15 protein-coding genes and 1 pseudogene are annotated in these 16,844 nt (G+C 49.4%); 3 read left to right on the top strand and 13 right to left on the bottom strand.

Going from position 1 to position 16,844, the window contains the following annotated elements:
• Positions 1-196: 196 nt before the first annotated feature.
• Complete coding sequence (locus AAHB90_RS30160; RefSeq protein ID WP_342089035.1) at positions 197-943, top strand: SDR family oxidoreductase; 747 nt, start codon at positions 197-199, stop codon at positions 941-943.
• A 69-nt stretch (positions 944-1,012) separates the two neighbouring features.
• On the opposite strand, the gene AAHB90_RS30165 is transcribed toward AAHB90_RS30160, so the two are convergent.
• The 4 genes from AAHB90_RS30165 to AAHB90_RS30180 form a co-directional block, all read right to left on the bottom strand.
• Positions 1,013-1,615, bottom strand: a complete 603-nt coding sequence (locus AAHB90_RS30165; protein WP_342089036.1) for an NADPH-dependent F420 reductase — start codon at positions 1,613-1,615, stop codon at positions 1,013-1,015.
• A 24-nt stretch (positions 1,616-1,639) separates the two neighbouring features.
• Positions 1,640-3,040, bottom strand: a complete 1,401-nt coding sequence (locus tag AAHB90_RS30170) for an alginate export family protein (protein ID WP_342089037.1) — start codon at positions 3,038-3,040, stop codon at positions 1,640-1,642.
• A 113-nt stretch (positions 3,041-3,153) separates the two neighbouring features.
• Positions 3,154-3,819: a hydrolase gene (locus AAHB90_RS30175; protein WP_342089038.1), complete on the bottom strand. Its 666-nt coding sequence runs from the start codon at positions 3,817-3,819 to the stop codon at positions 3,154-3,156.
• A gap of 242 nt (positions 3,820-4,061) precedes the next feature.
• The gene (locus AAHB90_RS30180; protein WP_342089039.1) at positions 4,062-4,646 is read right to left on the bottom strand and encodes a Crp/Fnr family transcriptional regulator; all 585 of its coding nucleotides are present in this window, start codon (positions 4,644-4,646) and stop codon (positions 4,062-4,064) included.
• A 186-nt stretch (positions 4,647-4,832) separates the two neighbouring features.
• Between AAHB90_RS30180 and AAHB90_RS30185 the strand changes: the two genes are divergently transcribed.
• On the top strand, positions 4,833-5,591 hold the full coding sequence (locus AAHB90_RS30185) for an SDR family NAD(P)-dependent oxidoreductase (RefSeq protein WP_342089040.1): 759 nt from the start codon (positions 4,833-4,835) through the stop codon (positions 5,589-5,591).
• Positions 5,592-6,723: 1,132 nt separating this feature from the next.
• Here AAHB90_RS30185 and AAHB90_RS30190 read toward each other — a convergent pair.
• The 9 genes from AAHB90_RS30190 to AAHB90_RS30230 all read right to left on the bottom strand — a co-directional run bounded on the left by AAHB90_RS30190 (position 6,724) and on the right by AAHB90_RS30230 (position 15,102).
• Positions 6,724-7,002, bottom strand: a complete 279-nt coding sequence (locus tag AAHB90_RS30190) for a DUF6520 family protein (protein WP_342089042.1) — start codon at positions 7,000-7,002, stop codon at positions 6,724-6,726.
• 101 nt (positions 7,003-7,103) lie between these two features.
• Positions 7,104-7,538, bottom strand: a complete 435-nt coding sequence (locus AAHB90_RS30195; RefSeq protein WP_342089043.1) for a MauE/DoxX family redox-associated membrane protein — start codon at positions 7,536-7,538, stop codon at positions 7,104-7,106.
• Between the two features lie 132 nt (positions 7,539-7,670).
• On the bottom strand, positions 7,671-8,234 hold the full coding sequence (locus AAHB90_RS30200) for a Crp/Fnr family transcriptional regulator (RefSeq protein ID WP_342089044.1): 564 nt from the start codon (positions 8,232-8,234) through the stop codon (positions 7,671-7,673).
• A gap of 7 nt (positions 8,235-8,241) precedes the next feature.
• Positions 8,242-9,447 carry a hypothetical protein gene (locus tag AAHB90_RS30205; protein ID WP_342089045.1) on the bottom strand — a complete coding sequence of 402 codons (1,206 nt, stop codon included), beginning with the start codon at positions 9,445-9,447 and terminating at the stop codon, positions 8,242-8,244.
• Between the two features lie 243 nt (positions 9,448-9,690).
• Positions 9,691-9,843: a hypothetical protein gene (locus AAHB90_RS30210; protein ID WP_342089046.1), complete on the bottom strand. Its 153-nt coding sequence runs from the start codon at positions 9,841-9,843 to the stop codon at positions 9,691-9,693.
• A gap of 102 nt (positions 9,844-9,945) precedes the next feature.
• Entirely contained in the window at positions 9,946-11,085 is a 1,140-nt protein-coding gene (locus AAHB90_RS30215; RefSeq protein WP_342089047.1) for a sensor histidine kinase, read from the bottom strand.
• A complete protein-coding gene (locus AAHB90_RS30220) occupies positions 11,082-11,456 on the bottom strand; it encodes a LytR/AlgR family response regulator transcription factor (protein ID WP_342089048.1) in 375 nt (124 codons plus the stop codon). Before AAHB90_RS30220 ends, AAHB90_RS30215 begins: the two co-directional genes overlap by 4 nt.
• 38 nt (positions 11,457-11,494) lie before the next feature.
• On the bottom strand, positions 11,495-11,893 hold the full coding sequence (locus AAHB90_RS30225; RefSeq protein ID WP_342089049.1) for a LytR/AlgR family response regulator transcription factor: 399 nt from the start codon (positions 11,891-11,893) through the stop codon (positions 11,495-11,497).
• Positions 11,894-12,030: 137 nt separating this feature from the next.
• The gene (locus AAHB90_RS30230) at positions 12,031-15,102 is read right to left on the bottom strand and encodes a lantibiotic dehydratase (protein WP_342089050.1); all 3,072 of its coding nucleotides are present in this window, start codon (positions 15,100-15,102) and stop codon (positions 12,031-12,033) included.
• 533 nt (positions 15,103-15,635) lie between these two features.
• Between AAHB90_RS30230 and AAHB90_RS32880 the strand changes: the two are divergent.
• Positions 15,636-16,182, top strand: a pseudogene (locus AAHB90_RS32880) (DUF932 domain-containing protein); the annotation flags it as partial.
• Positions 16,183-16,844: the final 662 nt, after the last annotated feature.

Consider the following 16,844-nt stretch of genomic DNA (forward strand, 5'->3'; position numbering starts at 1 on the left):
GGCCAGGCCCATTTGCCGCGTGGCTGTGGGATCCGGCCTTTCTTTTTGTATTTGAAAAAGGATCTTCGATTGTTTGTTTTTCGCAATTCTCGGTTTGAAGCTTGCATCTGCTCAGCCATGGCGGCAGGTTACCTTTGTAACATCAGATCTGATCAAACGAGTCAATTTCCAATCAAAGATTCAAATAATTAAAACAATGGAAACGCAATCAAAAGTCGCCCTGATAACCGGCGCGTCAAGTGGAATCGGCGCTGGTACTGCCAAAGTGTTAGCCGCAAACGGATTCAAAGTCGGCATCGCCGCCCGTAGAATAGACAAACTAAACGAACTGAAAAATGAAATTACAGCATCCGGCGGGGAAGCCTTATCAATTCAAATGGACGTTACTGATCCTGAATCCGTTAAGCGCGGCGTTGAAGAGCTTGTTGCTGTTTATGGTACTATTGATATTCTGGTCAATAACGCGGGACTGATGCCGCTCTCAGACATTGAAAGCTTAAAAGTCGAGGAATGGAACCAGATGATCGACGTCAACATCAAAGGTGTCCTCAATGCGACGGCCGCCGTGCTGCCTTACCTGAAAAAGCAGAACTCGGGACACATTATCAATATGTCTTCGATCGCAGGCCGGAAGGTATTTAAAGGGCTCTCGGTCTATTGCGCCACCAAATTTGCCATCGCCGCCTTTTCTGATGGTTTGAGAATGGAGCTTGCGCCAAAATTCAAAATCCGGGTCACCAACATCCAGCCTGGTGCGGTGGCAACAGAGCTTTACGACCATATAACCGACGCTAAATATCGCAATGATATGGAGGAGCTGGCCAAACAAATGACCTTTTTAACTGCCGAGGACATCGGTAACAGTATCCTGTACGCAGTTTCACAACCAAATCATGTGAACGTTTCAGAGGTATTTGTTCTGCCTACCGATCAGGGATGGTAGGTATTAACAGCAAAAGCAAAATCCGGAGGTGAAATATTTCACCTCCGGATTTTGCTTTTGCTATAGTCCCTAATATTTAATTAGGTTTAGCGTTGCTAGCGCCCCTTTGGCCTGTTGCAGCTTGCTTCCCTGGCTGAGCGTACCCAAATCTATCGGAGCGAAGCCCAAAGAAGCTATTACGCTTATTACCTCGCTTTTCGAAGTCTGATCATTTCCCGAGACGAAAAGCGCCCTATTGCCACCTGCAACGTGCGGATCTTCGGCCAACGTCTTGTAAAAAATGGTATTGAAGGCCTTCACGATTTTGGCCCCTGGCAGTAGGGAAGCAACAACTTCGCTGGACGCCTTACCTCCCAGATCTTCTACTTTGAAATCGGGAGCATAAGTAATGAAGTGGTTTGTTGCATCTATCACCGTCTTCCCCGTCCAGTCCGTGATATCTTTTAATGTCGGAACCTGCGACCAGGGTAGAGAAAGCAATACAATATCGGCCTGGGCGGCTTGCCGGGCCGTTCCTGCGACTGCGCCGGCCCCGAGCGATCGGGTGATTTCCGCTAGGGAATCGCCTCCGCTGTTGTTGGCAAGAATTACCCGATGCCCCACTTTAAGGAGATGGCGCGCTACAGTCTGACCGATATTTCCCGCGCCAATAATTCCGAATGTCTTTTTCATTGGATCTGTTTTTTGAAAGTAGAACTAAATATTGACAGCCGTTCTCAGCCCGAAATACAGGATGTCACTTTTTGTTAAAGAATTGCCTTTTAAATAGGACCCTCTGGCGTAGTACGCGCCAATGAGCTGAAACACCCAGTGTTTGCCGCCGCGGTACTGCATGTAGAGGTCGATCATCTCCCCAATATGTCTCCCCGCGTCAGAGGCAGGCAGCAGAAAGGAGCCGTTAACGGCATAGATTCCATCAGCCACATTTTGGCGCCAAAACTGGTAATAATTCAATGTCAGAGTCAATTCGGTTGTTACCCTTAACTCGGTCTTCGGGTGAATTACAATCAGATTGGATGAGCCTGCATTATCGATGAAACCGTAAAATATAGCTTTGGGATAGATTGGATTAAACGTTTCTAGCCTGCCATCACCAGCGTCGCTATCCCCGCTGGAAATTGCCGCCTGAATGGACACCACCGGATGCAATGGTAAGTAGTCAAGCCGGTATCCCAGTGAAGGAGCGATCTTCCATGCGAGAATTTTGCCTGTGCCTAATTTACCCCATTGAAAATCAAGCTCCGAGAAGCTAAACCAGGGCTCATCATTTAAAGTAAGACCTATTCCCGTTGTATGCCTGCGCTCCCTTCCGCTGCCTTGGTTATAGTGGCTGTTTTCGCGACGAATCAGCAAATAGTAGCTGTAAATCTTTATTGATGGGTTTGTATCAAAGCTTCGCGTTATCCACAGGCCCCCGATCTTTTGACCGTGATCGATTGTATCGTCAAATAAACCTTTTTGTGATGCTACGGCCTTCATGGCAAAAATATCCAGCTTCGTATGCGCCGTCTCCAACTGTAATTTGCCGCCCAGGAATGACCTGCGGACGTTCGCATCCCGCAAATCCAAAAGTGTACCTTGACCATAATTCAGATGCTGCTTCCCCAGCCGTAATTTAAGCCGGGAGGTGGCTGTTTCTTTAATTGTCACCTGGGCGAAAAGTTGGTTGGCCACGAGCTTGTTCAAGTCCTGGATAGGCCGAGGTCCACCATTCCGGCCAGTGATCAGGCTGCTTTGCAACTCGGCAAAGACGCGTAGGTGTTTGCTGTACCGAAGATCGCTGTGGGCCAAGATGCGGTGAAGCAGATATCCGCTACCATCCTGCGGACCAATGCCCCATAAGTAGCCTCTGAAAGATTCAAAACCATTCCTGATGCTGACACCATTGCTTACCGAACCTTTTCCATGAAGAATAGGGATATTCTTTCTGATGTGCGATCGCGTACCCAGCGAATCGGCTGGCCAGTATTCTTCGGATGCGTCCGCTAAATAGCCCGTAGGCTTTAGTTGTAGCTCCTGTGCCCGGACCGGTGCATCAATCATCGCGGTCAAACAAGCAGCGAGCGCGATGATTCCTGGCTGGAAAGGTATTTTCATCTTAAATAGACGGAGAGGAATCCGATCAGGAGCGCAACAAAAGCCTACGGGCACGGGTTTGTAAAAATGACCGCCTTTTATGACAGCACTCCTGATCATAAATCAATGGGGTGTTAAGAAGCGGGAACCGGAGTGGCAAGCAATTGCAGTTCCCAGGTCAGGCTTGTTCCCACGTTGCCCATGTGGTCGACGAGCATTTCTGCCAGCGCCGGCACGGTTTCGGTGCGGGCCCAGTCGCGCTGCAGTTCCGAGGCAAATACTGTCCAGGTAATGGGTACAGCACCTGCTTGTACCATACGCATCACGGCCATTTCATGCGCTTCAAGGCTTACGCCGCCGGATGCGTCGGTCACAATGTAAACTTCGTATCCTTCGCCCAAAGCCTGGATCACAGGCATGGCAAGGCATATTTCCGTCCACAAGGCAGCCATTACAATTTTCTTTTTCCCGGTCGCTTTCACCCAGTCCGTCACCCTGGTGTCTTCCCAGGTATTGATGAAGGTGCGGTCAATGGGCTTTTGATCAGGAAAAATGTCTTGCAGTTGTTTGATCAAGAAGCCGCCCCGGTGTTCGACTACCGTTGTGAAGAGAGTAGGCACGCCGAATGCTTTTGCGGATTTGGTCAGTCCCACGACGTTATTGATAATCGTCTGGGTGTCGTGGCTTCTGAGCCCGGCAAATTGGAATGGCTGGTGATCGATCAATATCAAGGCACAGTTGTCCGGTGTCAGCAATGCTCCAAGTCCTGCCTTCGTGTTCAATGCGGTGTTCGCTTCCATGATGTTTTGTTTTTTTGAGTTAAGAATTTGATCGTCTCGAATGCCGCCTGTTGTTTTTCGTTTGGTCGTTTTCGATGATGCAAAGTTGGGGTATGGTTGCGACGGGAATTTTGACCTGGATTAAGAAATGCAGTTGATATGGATCAAGAGAAATGTACTTTTTTAGATTATCGGATAGTTCGGCCTAAAAGCGAAAGACCGCCTCAGTAACTACCAAGGCGGTCTTTCACTTTCTAAATCCGCTAGCGGGCCAGTACCTGCTTTCGCACCCTGCTCATGGTTTCTGGGGTTAGGCCAAGGTAGGATGCGAGCATGTTTTGGGGAAATCGCTGGATAAATTCGGGGTTAGCCGCCATCAAATACCGGTATTTTTCTTCGGCTGTCATAGTAATGCCCGCTTCAATCCTTTTTTGGGCGGCGATCGAATGGTTCTGATCCAGGATATGCGCCATTTTTAGAAAAGAAAGCGACTGTTCCCTGAGAACGTTCAGCTTGTCAAGTGTTGTTACCAAAAGCACCGAATCTTCGACCGCATCGATGTTGTACCTGGACGGCGTCTGACTCAGAAGACTGCCCCGGTCACTGATCCACCAATCTTCGATGGCAAAATTGACAATATGTTCAAAACCATCCTCGTCGATGCTGTATTGCCGTAATGCGCCCGTGACCACGAAAGCCATATACCGGCAAACGGTGTCCTGATGCAGCAAGAACTGACGTTTCCTGAGGCGCTTGACCTCAAATGCTTTTTCTATGAAAACAAATTCTTCGTCCGGGATCACGGCCGATGTTACCCGATCGATATACTTGCGTAGCTTGTCGAACATGTTGGTTGAGACGGAGAGTTAGCCGGAATCTGGTCTGTTAAGGCAGCCCGAAATTAGTATTTTCTTTGAAATTGGGTGTGCCAGTCAACCCTTGGTTTGATCTAAGACAAGCGGATTCATTGATCTGCGTCAATTTTTGCTGGAATAAGTCAATCTAATTTTGCCGTCGAACAAAAAAAAGAAGTCATGGCAAGATTAAAACACAAAGTAGCGATTATTACCGGAGCCGCCGGTGGAATGGGAGAAGCGGAAGCAAGATTATTCGCCGCGGAAGGCGCGAAGGTATTGCTTACAGATATTGATGAAGATGCCTTAAAAACTATCGTCGAGCAGATCCTTGCGCAGGGCCAGGTGGCAGCATACATGACGCAGGATGTGTCATCTGAAAGTGGCTGGAAGCAGGTTGCAGCACGGGCCATCGATCTTTTCGGCAAAATAGATGTGTTGGTCAATAATGCCGGGATAACGGGCAATCTGCTGGCTCCATTCGAAGAGCGTACACTCGAAGAGTTTAACAGGGTCGTGTCTGTGAACCTGGTAGGCCAGTTTCTGGGAACGAAGGCCGTGTTACCGTACCTTCGAGAAAACGGCGGCGGCTCGATTGTGAATATTTCCTCGATCGGCGGAATTATCGGCTCAGCAGGGGCAACAGCCTATACGGCGTCAAAAGGTGGATCTCGCGCGTTCACCAAAGGAGCTGCGGCAGAGCTGGCGAAAGACAATATACGAGTTAACTCTGTTCATCCGGGTTATGTAGAAACGCCGATGACGACCCAAATGGAAGGCGCAGGTGATTTTGCAAAAATGGCTATAGGTGCTACGCCTCTCGGACGAGGCGGCAACTTGAACGAAATCGCTTATGCTGTGCTTTATCTGGCTTCAGATGAATCAACTTTCACGACCGGAGCGGAGTTTGTGATCGATGGAGGCGCAACGGCTTTATAGCTTGAAATGGTTTTTGGGGACGCATTAGCTGGATCGCCAAGTTTACCGATAAATCTGAAAGTGTTTAGTCTTAGTAATTGTACCAAAGTCAAAGGATTTATCTTGATTTATTGAAAAATAGAGTCTTTCACTACGAGTGAATAGGGGCACAACCCCCAATATTTGTTCAGTACTTTCCGGAATCCCCCGCCGGGGCATGATCTACTATGTGCATATTGAGATTGCAGCTCATAGGGAACATGTCTAGGGGTGAAGCATGTGCCTTGCTTCGCTGGCTAACGGGGTGAGGTCAAAATTAAAATTACCATCATGAAAATTATCATCATCGACAAATATCCCGTCGATCGTTCGGGATTGTCGTTACTCATAAAGGGCATGTTCACCAGTATCGGGTGCTGTCTTTCCGAGTGGGTAATTTGTTTGTCCTAAATCCGTATCACCGTTTCTGTGCATACTTTAGTAGAGCGGATATTGTCACTTCTTCTTGCCAATGTCGGTGAATTATCAAGAAAATTTCATTCATGTCGCCACAATCCCTTCAATTGAAGAGCAGTGATCGTGAACGAGAAATTGCATGCCCTGGCCGGGACGTTCTGGGGATGGACAGGCAGGGAAGCTATTGAAAAAGGCAGGAATTGTTCGATCATTGAGAGCAAAAGGAGAGATGTAATCATGAAAACTAGACCTGGACAGCACTATGCGCCTAAACCGTTAGATTTGGACCGTCTTACTATGCGGTAAATTCCAGATTTGTTCAAGCAGCATGGGGCTATACTTTACCAGTTCCTGCCAGCGGTGAAAGGCAGTGAGTTGTTGCCTGGAGAGGTGAATACGGCTATATAATTTTATCTGTCGGAGCATGCTAGTAGGCGAGGTGTGTTTTATTTATCGACCCAAAAGGATATGGACACGTTGAAATCACGATCCAAATTTTGTCCAGGGGAGCGAAGAAATATTGAAGGTTGCTTGAGTAATCCAGCTTTTAGGTTTTCGGACGCCTCACCGGCAATGCCGACGGGTGTGTGTGATTTCTGATCTTATTGGCATGGTCGATGCTGTCCGTATTAGCCACACGCTCCGGAAGTACTCCGATTCAAGGACGGGTAGCATTGCCACCCGTCCTTGTTTTTAATTAAGGTACGTAACCATTGGATACGACCGTAGCAGCGCTCTGGTTTTGCTCAGCAGTGTGCTCGTTTGGATCGTAATCATCCGGGAAGTCGGCCTGACAGATACCCGAGCTTGTCTGACAACCTGAAACCTGCCCCTGTTCCCAATTCTGGCTGGCTGCACCGCCTGTACGGGTCCACCTTTGGGCCTGGCGGATTGGCAAGTTTGTAGCCAGGGCGAGGCTGCCGCCCAGGATCATGGCGAGCAGCGGAAGAATGCTTAATTTACTTCTGGTTTTCATAACAGTAATTGTTTAGCGTTTGAAATTGAGATGTTTTTACAGGCAATTGGCGGGTACCTGCTGCCCTTCGGACAGTCTCCCTGGGAGTGTGACCGGTCAGTTTAGAGTTTTGAAAGCAGGCCTCCTTTCATTTGGTGGATGATGTATATACCAATCAGCGCGATGGTCAGAAAGAAAGCGTTAAATACCAGGTGGGCCTCAAAGCCCATCTGTTGTAGTACGCCGCCGCAGCTGCAAGGCGTTTTCTCGAAAAAACCGGCTACCACAACGGCCATGTATCCGGTAAAAACAGCCAGTAACGCTGCGGATATATAAAGCCCGTAGAGCCTTACTGTTTTGATTAGCAACAGACCACTGACTACCAGCTCAGTGATCGGGATCAGCAGCGCCAGTGGCCTGACAGCCCAGCCCGGAATAGGCTGCATCGCAAGCTGTGAGTGAAAAATCTGAAGGGCCGCTAATTTGGAAATCGACGTGTAGCTGAAAAGCATAATCAGCAGGGCTGTTACAATAGTCAACACAGAATGTCTTCTCATAACGCTGGTCTTGGGTTCGGTGGCAGAATTTCTAAGTGACTGGCGGGTTATATTTCGAAATATACCAGGCGAAAGCTTGCTCGCACTTCGGGAATATGAAGCGCCAAGTCGAATGTTTTTGCTATGTGGGCCTTAGCGCGAGCTTTTTCTGATCTCGCTGATGGTCTGCGGGGTTATGCCAAGGAAACTGGCGATATCGCGGAGTGGAATGCTGTGATGCGGGAAGAATCGCTGGAATTGCATGTAGGCCTCCCTGGCAGAGAATGAGCATAGCAACGCCTTCAATTCGGCCATATTCCGGTCGAAAAGAAGCAGCTTTGTAGCCAGGAGTGCAGTCTGGGAATCAGAGAGCCTGAGCTGGCCTGCTCCGTACGGGTTGATGGCCGAAAGGCGCGCCTTCTCAATGCCTTGCAGGCAATCGGCTGTCGCAACGCTCGCCTGATGGGCGCTGCTTAGAAGGATCATCTGATTTTTCGTCCAAAACCGGGTCACCTGCTCTTTTCCTTTGATGTCATAATAGAAACCTTTTACAAGTCCCTGGTGGACAAACATGGCCGCTGGGGAAGGACTTTCTTTAAAAAACAGCTGACCGCGGGCCAGGGTTATGTTGACCGGGATTTTGCGCAGCGCGCGCCAAAGAAGATCATCTTCCCGGTAGGCCTGAGCCAGATAGCCGATTAGATCGTCTCCTCCCATCCGCAGCTCATCTGTGGGGCTGATCTTCCGAAATCCACACCCTGACCTTCTCCAAGACTCTTAACACCTGCTGGCGGTCTGACTCTTCGAACTGATAAGCCTTGGTGCGCATGCTTTCCCAGGAAATATCCTTTTTTCGAGGAGTGGATAGGTAGGGGGCAATGTGCTGAAAAACACTGTTGAGCGACCTTGCCTGGATAATGCGAAGCGAATCCAGCGCCCTGAGAATCAGCGCGATCTGGTCTATCGAAAGAAAGCAAAGGACTTTGGTCAGTTCGCTGCCCGGTGCAGGTGTGCTGGTTGCGGGCAAGGGCAGATCCCACTGGCGTTGTTTTTCAATAAATTGCAGCTCGGCATCAAACCAGCGGCCGATGGCGGTCTTGACATCTGGTTGGCCCGGATGCAGCGAAAGCTCGGATTGATAATGCAGTTGAGTGAATTCCTTACAGGCTCGCAGCAGCGCATATCGTTTCTGGGCGGCGTCTTGAAGCATTTCGACACCTGAGCAGATGCCACTTGTATAATGATCGATGAAGCTTCTGCTGTTAAAATTTAGGAACACAAGCATATTTACAAGTTGCTTGCGGGCCTGCTCACCAGTTGTCTGCGAAGATGCCAATTTTTCGAGCTGGTCGATCAGTTCTTTCAGGTAGAACACTTGCCGAAACGTGGCACGTTTCACTTTTGGAGATGCCTGGGTGAGAGGGCTTAGTGCCTCTGATAGCATAGCTGTTAGTGGGGTGCCCGAGCAGGTGATTTCAAGCCATGGCCAAACCCTGCTGATTCTTTCAGTGGCGCTTTCCCTTACATTGGATAGATGGGCTGAGGGGACCCAGCTGTCAAGGTCAATATACTCCCCGAAACGGTGCTCAATAAAATCAAGCAGCTCATTGATGGCTTCGATCGCCGTCTTTCCCAGACTCTTGGCCTTCTCGCTGGTAGCGGTAATCTGGGGGTGGCGCTCGACGGCCGTTTCCAGCAGCAGGAAAAGCGACCGGTGGTACTGGCCGACCATGCGCTGGATTTTGCGTTTGCTGAAAATCCGGAAGGCCGCCTCTGATAGCATTGTTTTGTTCTGGGTGATTTCCTGCCGCATCAGAGAACCGAAACTTTCCAGCTCCTGGGAGCCGATTGCTGATATATTTGTTTTGACAGGGTCCAAAATCGTAGTGACCACAAGATCGACCCACCGAAGGGCATACTTTTCGTCCATTACATCCACCAGATTAATCTTCGTCCTATACCGGTAATCAGCAGTTTGAGCACTTGGGTTGCGGCAGGCTGAGTCTGTAAATGTCTTTTCGAAGGGCGCGTGAGTCAAATTAAGTAGACCAGACAGGGAAAATTGTATAGCGGGCGGGGCTTAGTCGGCACTTCTCGACGGCTTGCTGTATCTGGCGGATGGCAAAGAAAAAGCCAACCGCAAGGCGGCTGGCCGGGTAAAATAGGTGCTTTGTTAACGCAGGTGCCGGGGAAAACCGCACGTGGTGCCGCTGGTGGTAATCGTATCCTGTTTCCCGTATTGATTTGCCCGTGGCCCGACCTGGGCAAGGCTGGCCACTTCACGTTTTTTGAGAACCGGATACTGATGAATCTGTTGAGTTTGCATCTGAATTGTGATTTGTGTTAGACAATGAACCGCCCCAAATCACAAGCATTCTTCTTCCAATCTCAAATTTAGTAGATCAACCCCCAAAGTTTGTATACCACCTTAGGGAGTCAGGGGGATTTGCAAATAGACTAAGAAGCTTTCTGACTGTTCTGTGACCCTAAGACGATATCTGTCAGGGAAGTGGCCTTCGAGCCTGCGGCGAAGGTTACTAAGTCCCAAACCGCTTTGAATCGATTTGCTGTGCTGAGGCGCTTTAAGTAAAGGTTTACTGTTAAGGACCTGAAGGGTTACCTTGTCGGCTTCGATGTGGCAACTGATTTTTACGTACGATGGCCCGTGGGTTGAATGCACGCCGTGTTTAAAGGCGTTTTCAATCAATGTCGTCAGCATCAATGTGGGCACACGCTTAGCAGTTTTTGTTTCACCAGTGGATTCAAAATCGATTTTGCTTCGCTGGCTGGTTCTCATTGCCTCCAATCTTAGATACCTTGCTATAAATTCAAGCTCTTTGTTGAGCTCGATGAATTCTGAGCGCGTATCATGCAAGGCGAAACGAATCATGTCTGCGGCATGTGCCAAATATTCGGAGGCTTTCTGTGAGAAGGTTCCTACCTCACTACTGGCTGCATTAAGCACGTTTAAAATGAAGTGCGGCGCTAGCTGCGCCCTGAGTTCTTTGAGCTCTTCCTGGATGTGTTCTTTTTCCAGGGCAGCCCGCCTGCGATCAGCTATTGCGCCAAGCCTTATGTATTTGAGCCCGATGGGTAGGGCCAGCAGTTGCATGTCCATCAGATCATAAACAAATACATACCAATCTCTGTCAGCTGCCGGAATCCAGCCTTTAAGATAGTATTTTCCGATAAGCTGGAAATTCCCGGGCAGATTAGCAATCCCAATGTGCTTATCGTAAAAGTGATATAGCGGCTTTGTGAGAATGTGTGTTATCAATATGCACGCAAATAGCGTGATCAGCGGACTGAACCATCTCTGAAAAGGGTGACCGCTTAGCCCCACCAGAAGCACCACGACATAGTAGATCGGGATGAATCTTGCGTAGTACAACAAGTATGCAAGTCTTGTTTCCGGGCTATATACACGATCGGGCATGATCGGCAGGAAAAAAATCATGTGATATCCGATAAAAATCAGCCAGAAGATCAGATGGCTCAGAACGCGCATACGCGGCTCGCTCGGCAACAGGAGCCTTGCGTAAACCCCACGGTTAGCTTGGTCTCTCATATCCTCCGCTGACGAGCTAGTAGCTGGTTGATGATGCTTTCACGACCCTTATAGCTGGGGATCGTAAAATCGGATCCGTCGGGCATCCGAACCATGTTTCCTTCGATAACCCTGATCGCCGACCGATTTACGATATACGAACGGTGAATCCGGAAAAAGTGGGATGGGGGTAGTTTGCGTTCGATCGATCCAATGTTGCCTTTCACCAGGATTTTACCTGCCAGGCAATGGATCTTCACATAATCTTTCAGTCCTTCAATCGCATAGACCTCATCTAATTTGAGATGATGGAATTTTTTTCCTGAATAAATCCAGATCGAATCGTCCAGGTCGTTGTCGGCAGGGCTTGACTTTTTTTCGTCTGAAATCATCTTGCAAGGCAGGCCTGCAGGCGGGTGCGCGTATCCCGTCATATCTGTATAGACTTTGCGCGTATATTTTCTCTTACGTTGATCACCGACCGGTAAAAGCGGGCTGTTTTGATTGGCTTTAAAAGAAAAGCATTCACTTCATTTTCAAAACCGTCAAACGCATAGTCCCGGAAAGCGGTGGTCAGTATGATTTGTGGCCTGGGTTCGGGAAGCATCCCAATCAAGTCCAATCCGCTCAGCCCTGGCATTTCGATATCCAGGAAAATCAGCTCCGGGCGGAGTGTTGCGATCATATCAATTGCTTCTACGCCACTATTGCAGCGGCCTTTCAATTCAAGCCAGGGAACGGTCTCGATCAACCGTATCAAGGCAAGATGAGCGGCCTGCTCATCGTCGATGATCAGACAGGAGATTACATGAGAAAAATTGGTGTCCATTTTGTAGCATTTTCATGGTAGATTCCTAGCGATTGGGTGAGGAGAAGTTTGATTGTCTATTTAATTAAACTATTGGTTACAAAATAAAGAATGCGTTCCAGAATTGAAAACTGATTTTTTAAATTTCATGCTGATCTTCAATTAATTGGTTGATTTGTGCAAACTTTGGCTGCCGATTGATAGTATTTGCTTAAAAAGTAAAATAGAATCATTTCCTGTTTCCGGTGGTTGCTTTCAAGGACCCGGTTCAGGCACATGTGAACATAGCTGGCAATTTCTGCTGTTGAGATTGCCGTTGACCGATGTTGGCCAATGGTTAAAGACCTTTCCTTAAAGCAGCCTTCAAGCATCAGTGACAATACGGCCTGGCCTGCGAGTGTTTGCTGGATTTGTATGCGGTGCTGCCTGTATTTCCGGTCGAGCTGCCTGGTGAGCGCCTGATCCTGGCCGAATTCGGATAAAAAACTTTGATAACTTAATTTGGCAAAATCTATTCTTTCACTGATGCCCAGGTCAAAATCATCGAGCATCCTGTCTACCGCGTAAAGCGCTGCAAGCCACCTGTGCTGATCATCGGGCTCCTGCTGAAGATGCGAAATCACCTTAATGCAGGCCAGCGAGTCCTTGTAAAAGATTGATTCTGTCTTTTCAAAGCCCAGGCTATGATACCGATCAAGCTCTCTTTCGTAAGTGTCGGTTTGAATTTTTTCAATTACACCATGGAAAACGCTGCTTTCAAGCGCGATTTGAAACCGGGCCAGGACCAGGTGCCAGCATTCAGGCCTGCGAAGCTGGAGGCGGATTCTCAGGTGATGCGACGGATCAAAATACCGTACATAGAACCACTTTTTCAGTTGTCCCTCACTGGTCAGCTGCTCGCAGATTCCGGCCAAGGCCGAGGTCAGTAGCCCGTCGGCTTTATCGACGGAAAGAAAGACCTTTACATAGAGCCACTCGCTTCCCAGATGAAAAAGCCGCTGGCCTTCCCGTGGCGCTGGCAAGTGAACTGGCGCTTGGGTTTTCTGGGGCTTGAAGGCCAGTACCAGCTCATGTGAATAGCGCCACGATTTATCTTTTACCACTTGACAACTGCCGGATTGCAGGTATTCCTGAATTTTGAGATGAGCCGTTTTCCGGAGCTCTGCCTTGAAAAGCATTCTCGCAAAATGGTTTTCAAAATCGATCAAAAGCAGATTGTCCCCCTGGCATATCTGGACCTGTCTTGGAATCCTTAATTTATGCCGCAGCAGGTTCCAGCGCCGGTCCTGATCGATAACCTCTAGGACTTGTTGACGGGTCTGCCCAGAAAGACCCCACTGCGCAGGGCTCAATATCAAATGCCGGAATGATACCCGCGGAAGAAACGAAAAGGCTTCCAGCTGCCCCCAGTCCCAGGCCATGAGCTGGTTATGCTGGTTGGCTACGTCCGATAAAAATTGATAAACGGGAAGCCCGTGGCCGTAGTTGTGGGCAGTGGTATTATGCGGGATGATTCTTTTTGCAAGGCTTTTGCTCGTCAACACAAAGCCCTCATCCTCCGAGATCGAAACCAGCATGTCGCTGACGGCAATTTGCCTGGATGCGGGCATCACAGAGTACGCAAGATAGGGGATCTCATACGGCCATAGATGGGGCCTGCTTACAACGGCGCCTATTCTCGGGTCCGGGATATGGGCGATTTCAGCATGGATGTTTTCGTTGTCGGTCTCTGCGAGCGCTCTTGTGGCTTCACTTAGCCGGGCTGCCAGCAGCGGATCGTCCTGCGCGAAGCGCGCCATCAGCTCCAGCCCGGAATGACCACCCGCGGCTTTCAGATAGAACTGGAAGTCGCCGCGGTCTATATTTTTGGCCGAGCTGGCAAGGACCTCGCCCAGCCAGTAAAACCCTGTCCCCTGGGCGGGCTGCCGCGCAAGCGGTTTCAGATCATCCTCCAGAATCTCGACCTGGTATAGCTGGCCTGAGAGTGAGCGGTCCAGGATCTGATGCTTGATGCGGCCGGCTGCTGTTTCGGGTAAGGCCCTGAGATAACCCGTCTGGGCGAAATCCAGTTGGGCTAAAAGGGTTGGCGGTTTGCCCGCCTGCATAGCCAGCCCGGCGTACTCCATACCCATTTCACTTTCCAGCAACTCGCAAATGGGAATTGGCCCGGCGCCATAACGCGCCCGGAATTTTTGTTTCAGCACCGTCAGTGGGCTCGACTGCTGGCTGGGGCGTAAAAGTGCTTTTACTGCTGCAAAATCAGCAGCCAGTTTGGCTACGGCTTTTTTGCTAAGCGTTGGCTCTTTGAGCGTGCTAATTTGCGCACGGAATAGCGGTTGTTCCGATAATGCGGGAATTATGCGGATAAGTTCTTCTGCCGTATCCTGCAGGCAGCAGGCGGCATCTTGGCTGGAAAGCCCGGTGAGCAGCCCATAGAGCCTGTTGGCCTGCTCGGATTTTGGGCGGCACTTGTCAAGATACGCCTTGATCCGGTCTTCAAAGTCGGGTCCAGTCGCATTGGGTGATAGCTCACTGAGCAGAAGGCCCGAGTCGATCAAATCCTGTATCAACCGGCTGGACTGACCGGTTGTCAATCGCCCGCTTAGCCTTTTGGCCAGTTCGTTTTTTGTCCGTGGTATTTTTGCCGCCTTCAATAGCCGGGTTAGTTCAGGAAAGTCATCGACTTCTGACATGATTCGCTCTGCGGTATCCGCGCTTTTTTTAATCTCGATATACCGGTATGCTGTCCGGGCCCGGTACAAGCTATTATTAGCCACATACCGGATGGGATGCTCTGGATGTTGTTGGTTTTCAATCCAGCTGGCTACTTGTATCAACACATTCATCTGTAACCTGATCGTCTTTTTTGCTTTCGTGATCACGGGTCCGCTCAGCTTACTGCCCTCAGCGAGAATTCCAGTGCCGGTCACCGAGAAGAATCCAAACGGGGTTGGCCTTGTGCTCATTCTGATCACATACTTGTAAAGCGAGAAGAGTACTTTCCGCCTGGATTTTTCGGGCGACTGTTTATCGTAACCCGCTAGGGCGGAATGAAGCGAGGGGGAGGCAAGATAGATGGCCTGGCGGAAGTGTCCGGTTTGACAAAGTTCGAGTAGCGCTGCTTCCCACTTTTCAAAATCATCGCCACACTGCTCGTGTAGGATCGTTAGCGTGTGGCTGGGCATGGCAGCCCGCCTGAGCATGAAAAAATCATAAGGCTCGTTGTGCATGGTGGTAGTTCCCTGGCTGGAGTGAAATGTCCCAAATTCGGCGCTGCGGCCCGTCTATGCCAGTTAAGTATACCAGTCTTGCCAGATAGTAGATTTGGGTTAAATCTCTGGTTCTTCCCGACTGCTCGACGCAATTCCGCGGTTTATGTACCGCTGTACCCTGATTCGTCGGTCGTTCCGGTTGGATCAGTGAGAATTAATGCTGCTTTTTCGATGAGAGGGCTGCCGCGTTTGCACAGCCGCGCTAAGAGATACTTGTAAGGTCTTTGCCCCGCAACAATCGAAAAGGGCAGCTAAGCTAATCCCGGCCGTGAAAGACTTTCTTTGGGCTTGGCAAAAGTGTTCGGCATAACCGCCGTATGCGCCTGGCTTTCCTAATTCCGCTTCCCTTTGCCCCGGGTTGGCCGGGATTGGGGCCGAGCTTTCTTTTCTTCTTGTTTGGTTCGGGTCAAAAAATGCGGTTTTTGGCAGTCTGACCCTGAAAGGCAGCAGCGAAAGAACTGGTTTCATTTTTTACTCAAACCTTTAAGCTCATGGCGTACAACATTCATTTCAACCAGAACACGGGTAAGCACTCTTTTTTCTCGGTCAAGCAGAAGGCTTAGCATGGCCTGGGCCAAATTGTCGATGGGTGCCAGTTAAGTGGCGATGCCATCCAGTTTGCCGGGCTGGACTATCAGGTCGTCAAGACGCCGCTCTTCACCAGCCAGATTCACCAGACCCTTCGGGAACATGTAACAATCTTTCATAGCGAGCCTACCCCGGTGACTGGCTACTACGCTCTGTGCCGGGCTGATAACGGAAAGCCGCTGGGCGTTGTCGGCCCGGGTTACCAGGTCGTTCAGGCCCGCGATGCTTTCACTTTCTTTGACAGTATTGCGGACGGGAAAGGCATCCGCTACGAAACTGCTGGGGCATTAGGGCAGGGGAGCGGATCTTTATCCCGGCTAAAATCGATGACCATATCATTGTCGGAAAGGACGACCTGATCGCGCAGTATCGTTTCCTGACAAATTCGCACGACGGCCAGGCAGCATTACGGTCGCCTTCACGTCTGTTCGCGTTGTTTGCCAGAAGAGTGCGACCCGTTGCACAGGCCAATAAGCTGAACAAATCTCAAGCGAAACAAACCTGGTTCATAGGTTGTAGGCACCTCATTAAGTAAAGCGTGTTCTTCAGCAAGTTTTTGTTGGATGATTTCTGTTCATAGTAATCTTCCGGTGCCTGATGCGCAGATGGCTTCTTGGGCCAAACCGAGATAAAATCAAGGTAACTATTTATGAGTTTCTTATTAAGTGCATCGTCTTGCAAAATGATCCACGGTAGCAAGCGTCGGCCGGGGTTCATCGCTCGCAAAGTGCGTCATTTTTGAAAAATTCGGAAGCCGGGCAAAAGCTAGACACACGTCAAAACCGAAGAAATTCCTGTATTAAAGCTTTTACTATATCAAGCATTACAAGGGGTACCAAACAAGTTATCTCGCAACCGGTGTCGTCAAAGACCCAGGAGTTTTCATCAGAACCGATTATGGCGAATGATATGTACAACGATGTATTGTTGGTTGCGTATGATTCAGGCAAGAGCATGGAAATGAAACTAGCGCTTCATACGGGCAAAGATGAGGGAAGGATTACGTAACCAGCTCCTTTTTGTGCTGGAAACAAGGTGTGAGGGGATGACTGCTTTCGGCGAAACATTTAACAAGGGGGGAAGACCGATATCCTTTTAAAATACCCCAAGGA

This window comes from Dyadobacter sp. OTU695 (genome assembly GCF_038440355.1).
Classification (GTDB): domain Bacteria; phylum Bacteroidota; class Bacteroidia; order Cytophagales; family Spirosomataceae; genus Dyadobacter.

What these genes read in the sequence shown, in the direction of transcription:
- AAHB90_RS30160 (WP_342089035.1), top strand. Translation starts at nt 197, where the DNA reads ATGGAAACGCAATCAAAAGTCGCCCTGATAACCGGCGCGTCAAGTGGA.
- AAHB90_RS30165 (WP_342089036.1), bottom strand. Translation starts at nt 1,615, where the DNA reads ATGAAAAAGACATTCGGAATTATTGGCGCGGGAAATATCGGTCAGACT.
- AAHB90_RS30170 (WP_342089037.1), bottom strand. Translation starts at nt 3,040, where the DNA reads ATGAAAATACCTTTCCAGCCAGGAATCATCGCGCTCGCTGCTTGTTTG.
- AAHB90_RS30175 (WP_342089038.1), bottom strand. Translation starts at nt 3,819, where the DNA reads ATGGAAGCGAACACCGCATTGAACACGAAGGCAGGACTTGGAGCATTG.
- AAHB90_RS30180 (WP_342089039.1), bottom strand. Translation starts at nt 4,646, where the DNA reads ATGTTCGACAAGCTACGCAAGTATATCGATCGGGTAACATCGGCCGTG.
- AAHB90_RS30185 (WP_342089040.1), top strand. Translation starts at nt 4,833, where the DNA reads ATGGCAAGATTAAAACACAAAGTAGCGATTATTACCGGAGCCGCCGGT.
- AAHB90_RS30190 (WP_342089042.1), bottom strand. Translation starts at nt 7,002, where the DNA reads ATGAAAACCAGAAGTAAATTAAGCATTCTTCCGCTGCTCGCCATGATC.
- AAHB90_RS30195 (WP_342089043.1), bottom strand. Translation starts at nt 7,538, where the DNA reads ATGAGAAGACATTCTGTGTTGACTATTGTAACAGCCCTGCTGATTATG.
- AAHB90_RS30200 (WP_342089044.1), bottom strand. Translation starts at nt 8,234, where the DNA reads ATGGGAGGAGACGATCTAATCGGCTATCTGGCTCAGGCCTACCGGGAA.
- AAHB90_RS30205 (WP_342089045.1), bottom strand. Translation starts at nt 9,447, where the DNA reads ATGGACGAAAAGTATGCCCTTCGGTGGGTCGATCTTGTGGTCACTACG.
- AAHB90_RS30210 (WP_342089046.1), bottom strand. Translation starts at nt 9,843, where the DNA reads ATGCAAACTCAACAGATTCATCAGTATCCGGTTCTCAAAAAACGTGAA.
- AAHB90_RS30215 (WP_342089047.1), bottom strand. Translation starts at nt 11,085, where the DNA reads ATGAGAGACCAAGCTAACCGTGGGGTTTACGCAAGGCTCCTGTTGCCG.
- AAHB90_RS30220 (WP_342089048.1), bottom strand. Translation starts at nt 11,456, where the DNA reads ATGATTTCAGACGAAAAAAAGTCAAGCCCTGCCGACAACGACCTGGAC.
- AAHB90_RS30225 (WP_342089049.1), bottom strand. Translation starts at nt 11,893, where the DNA reads ATGGACACCAATTTTTCTCATGTAATCTCCTGTCTGATCATCGACGAT.
- AAHB90_RS30230 (WP_342089050.1), bottom strand. Translation starts at nt 15,102, where the DNA reads ATGCACAACGAGCCTTATGATTTTTTCATGCTCAGGCGGGCTGCCATG.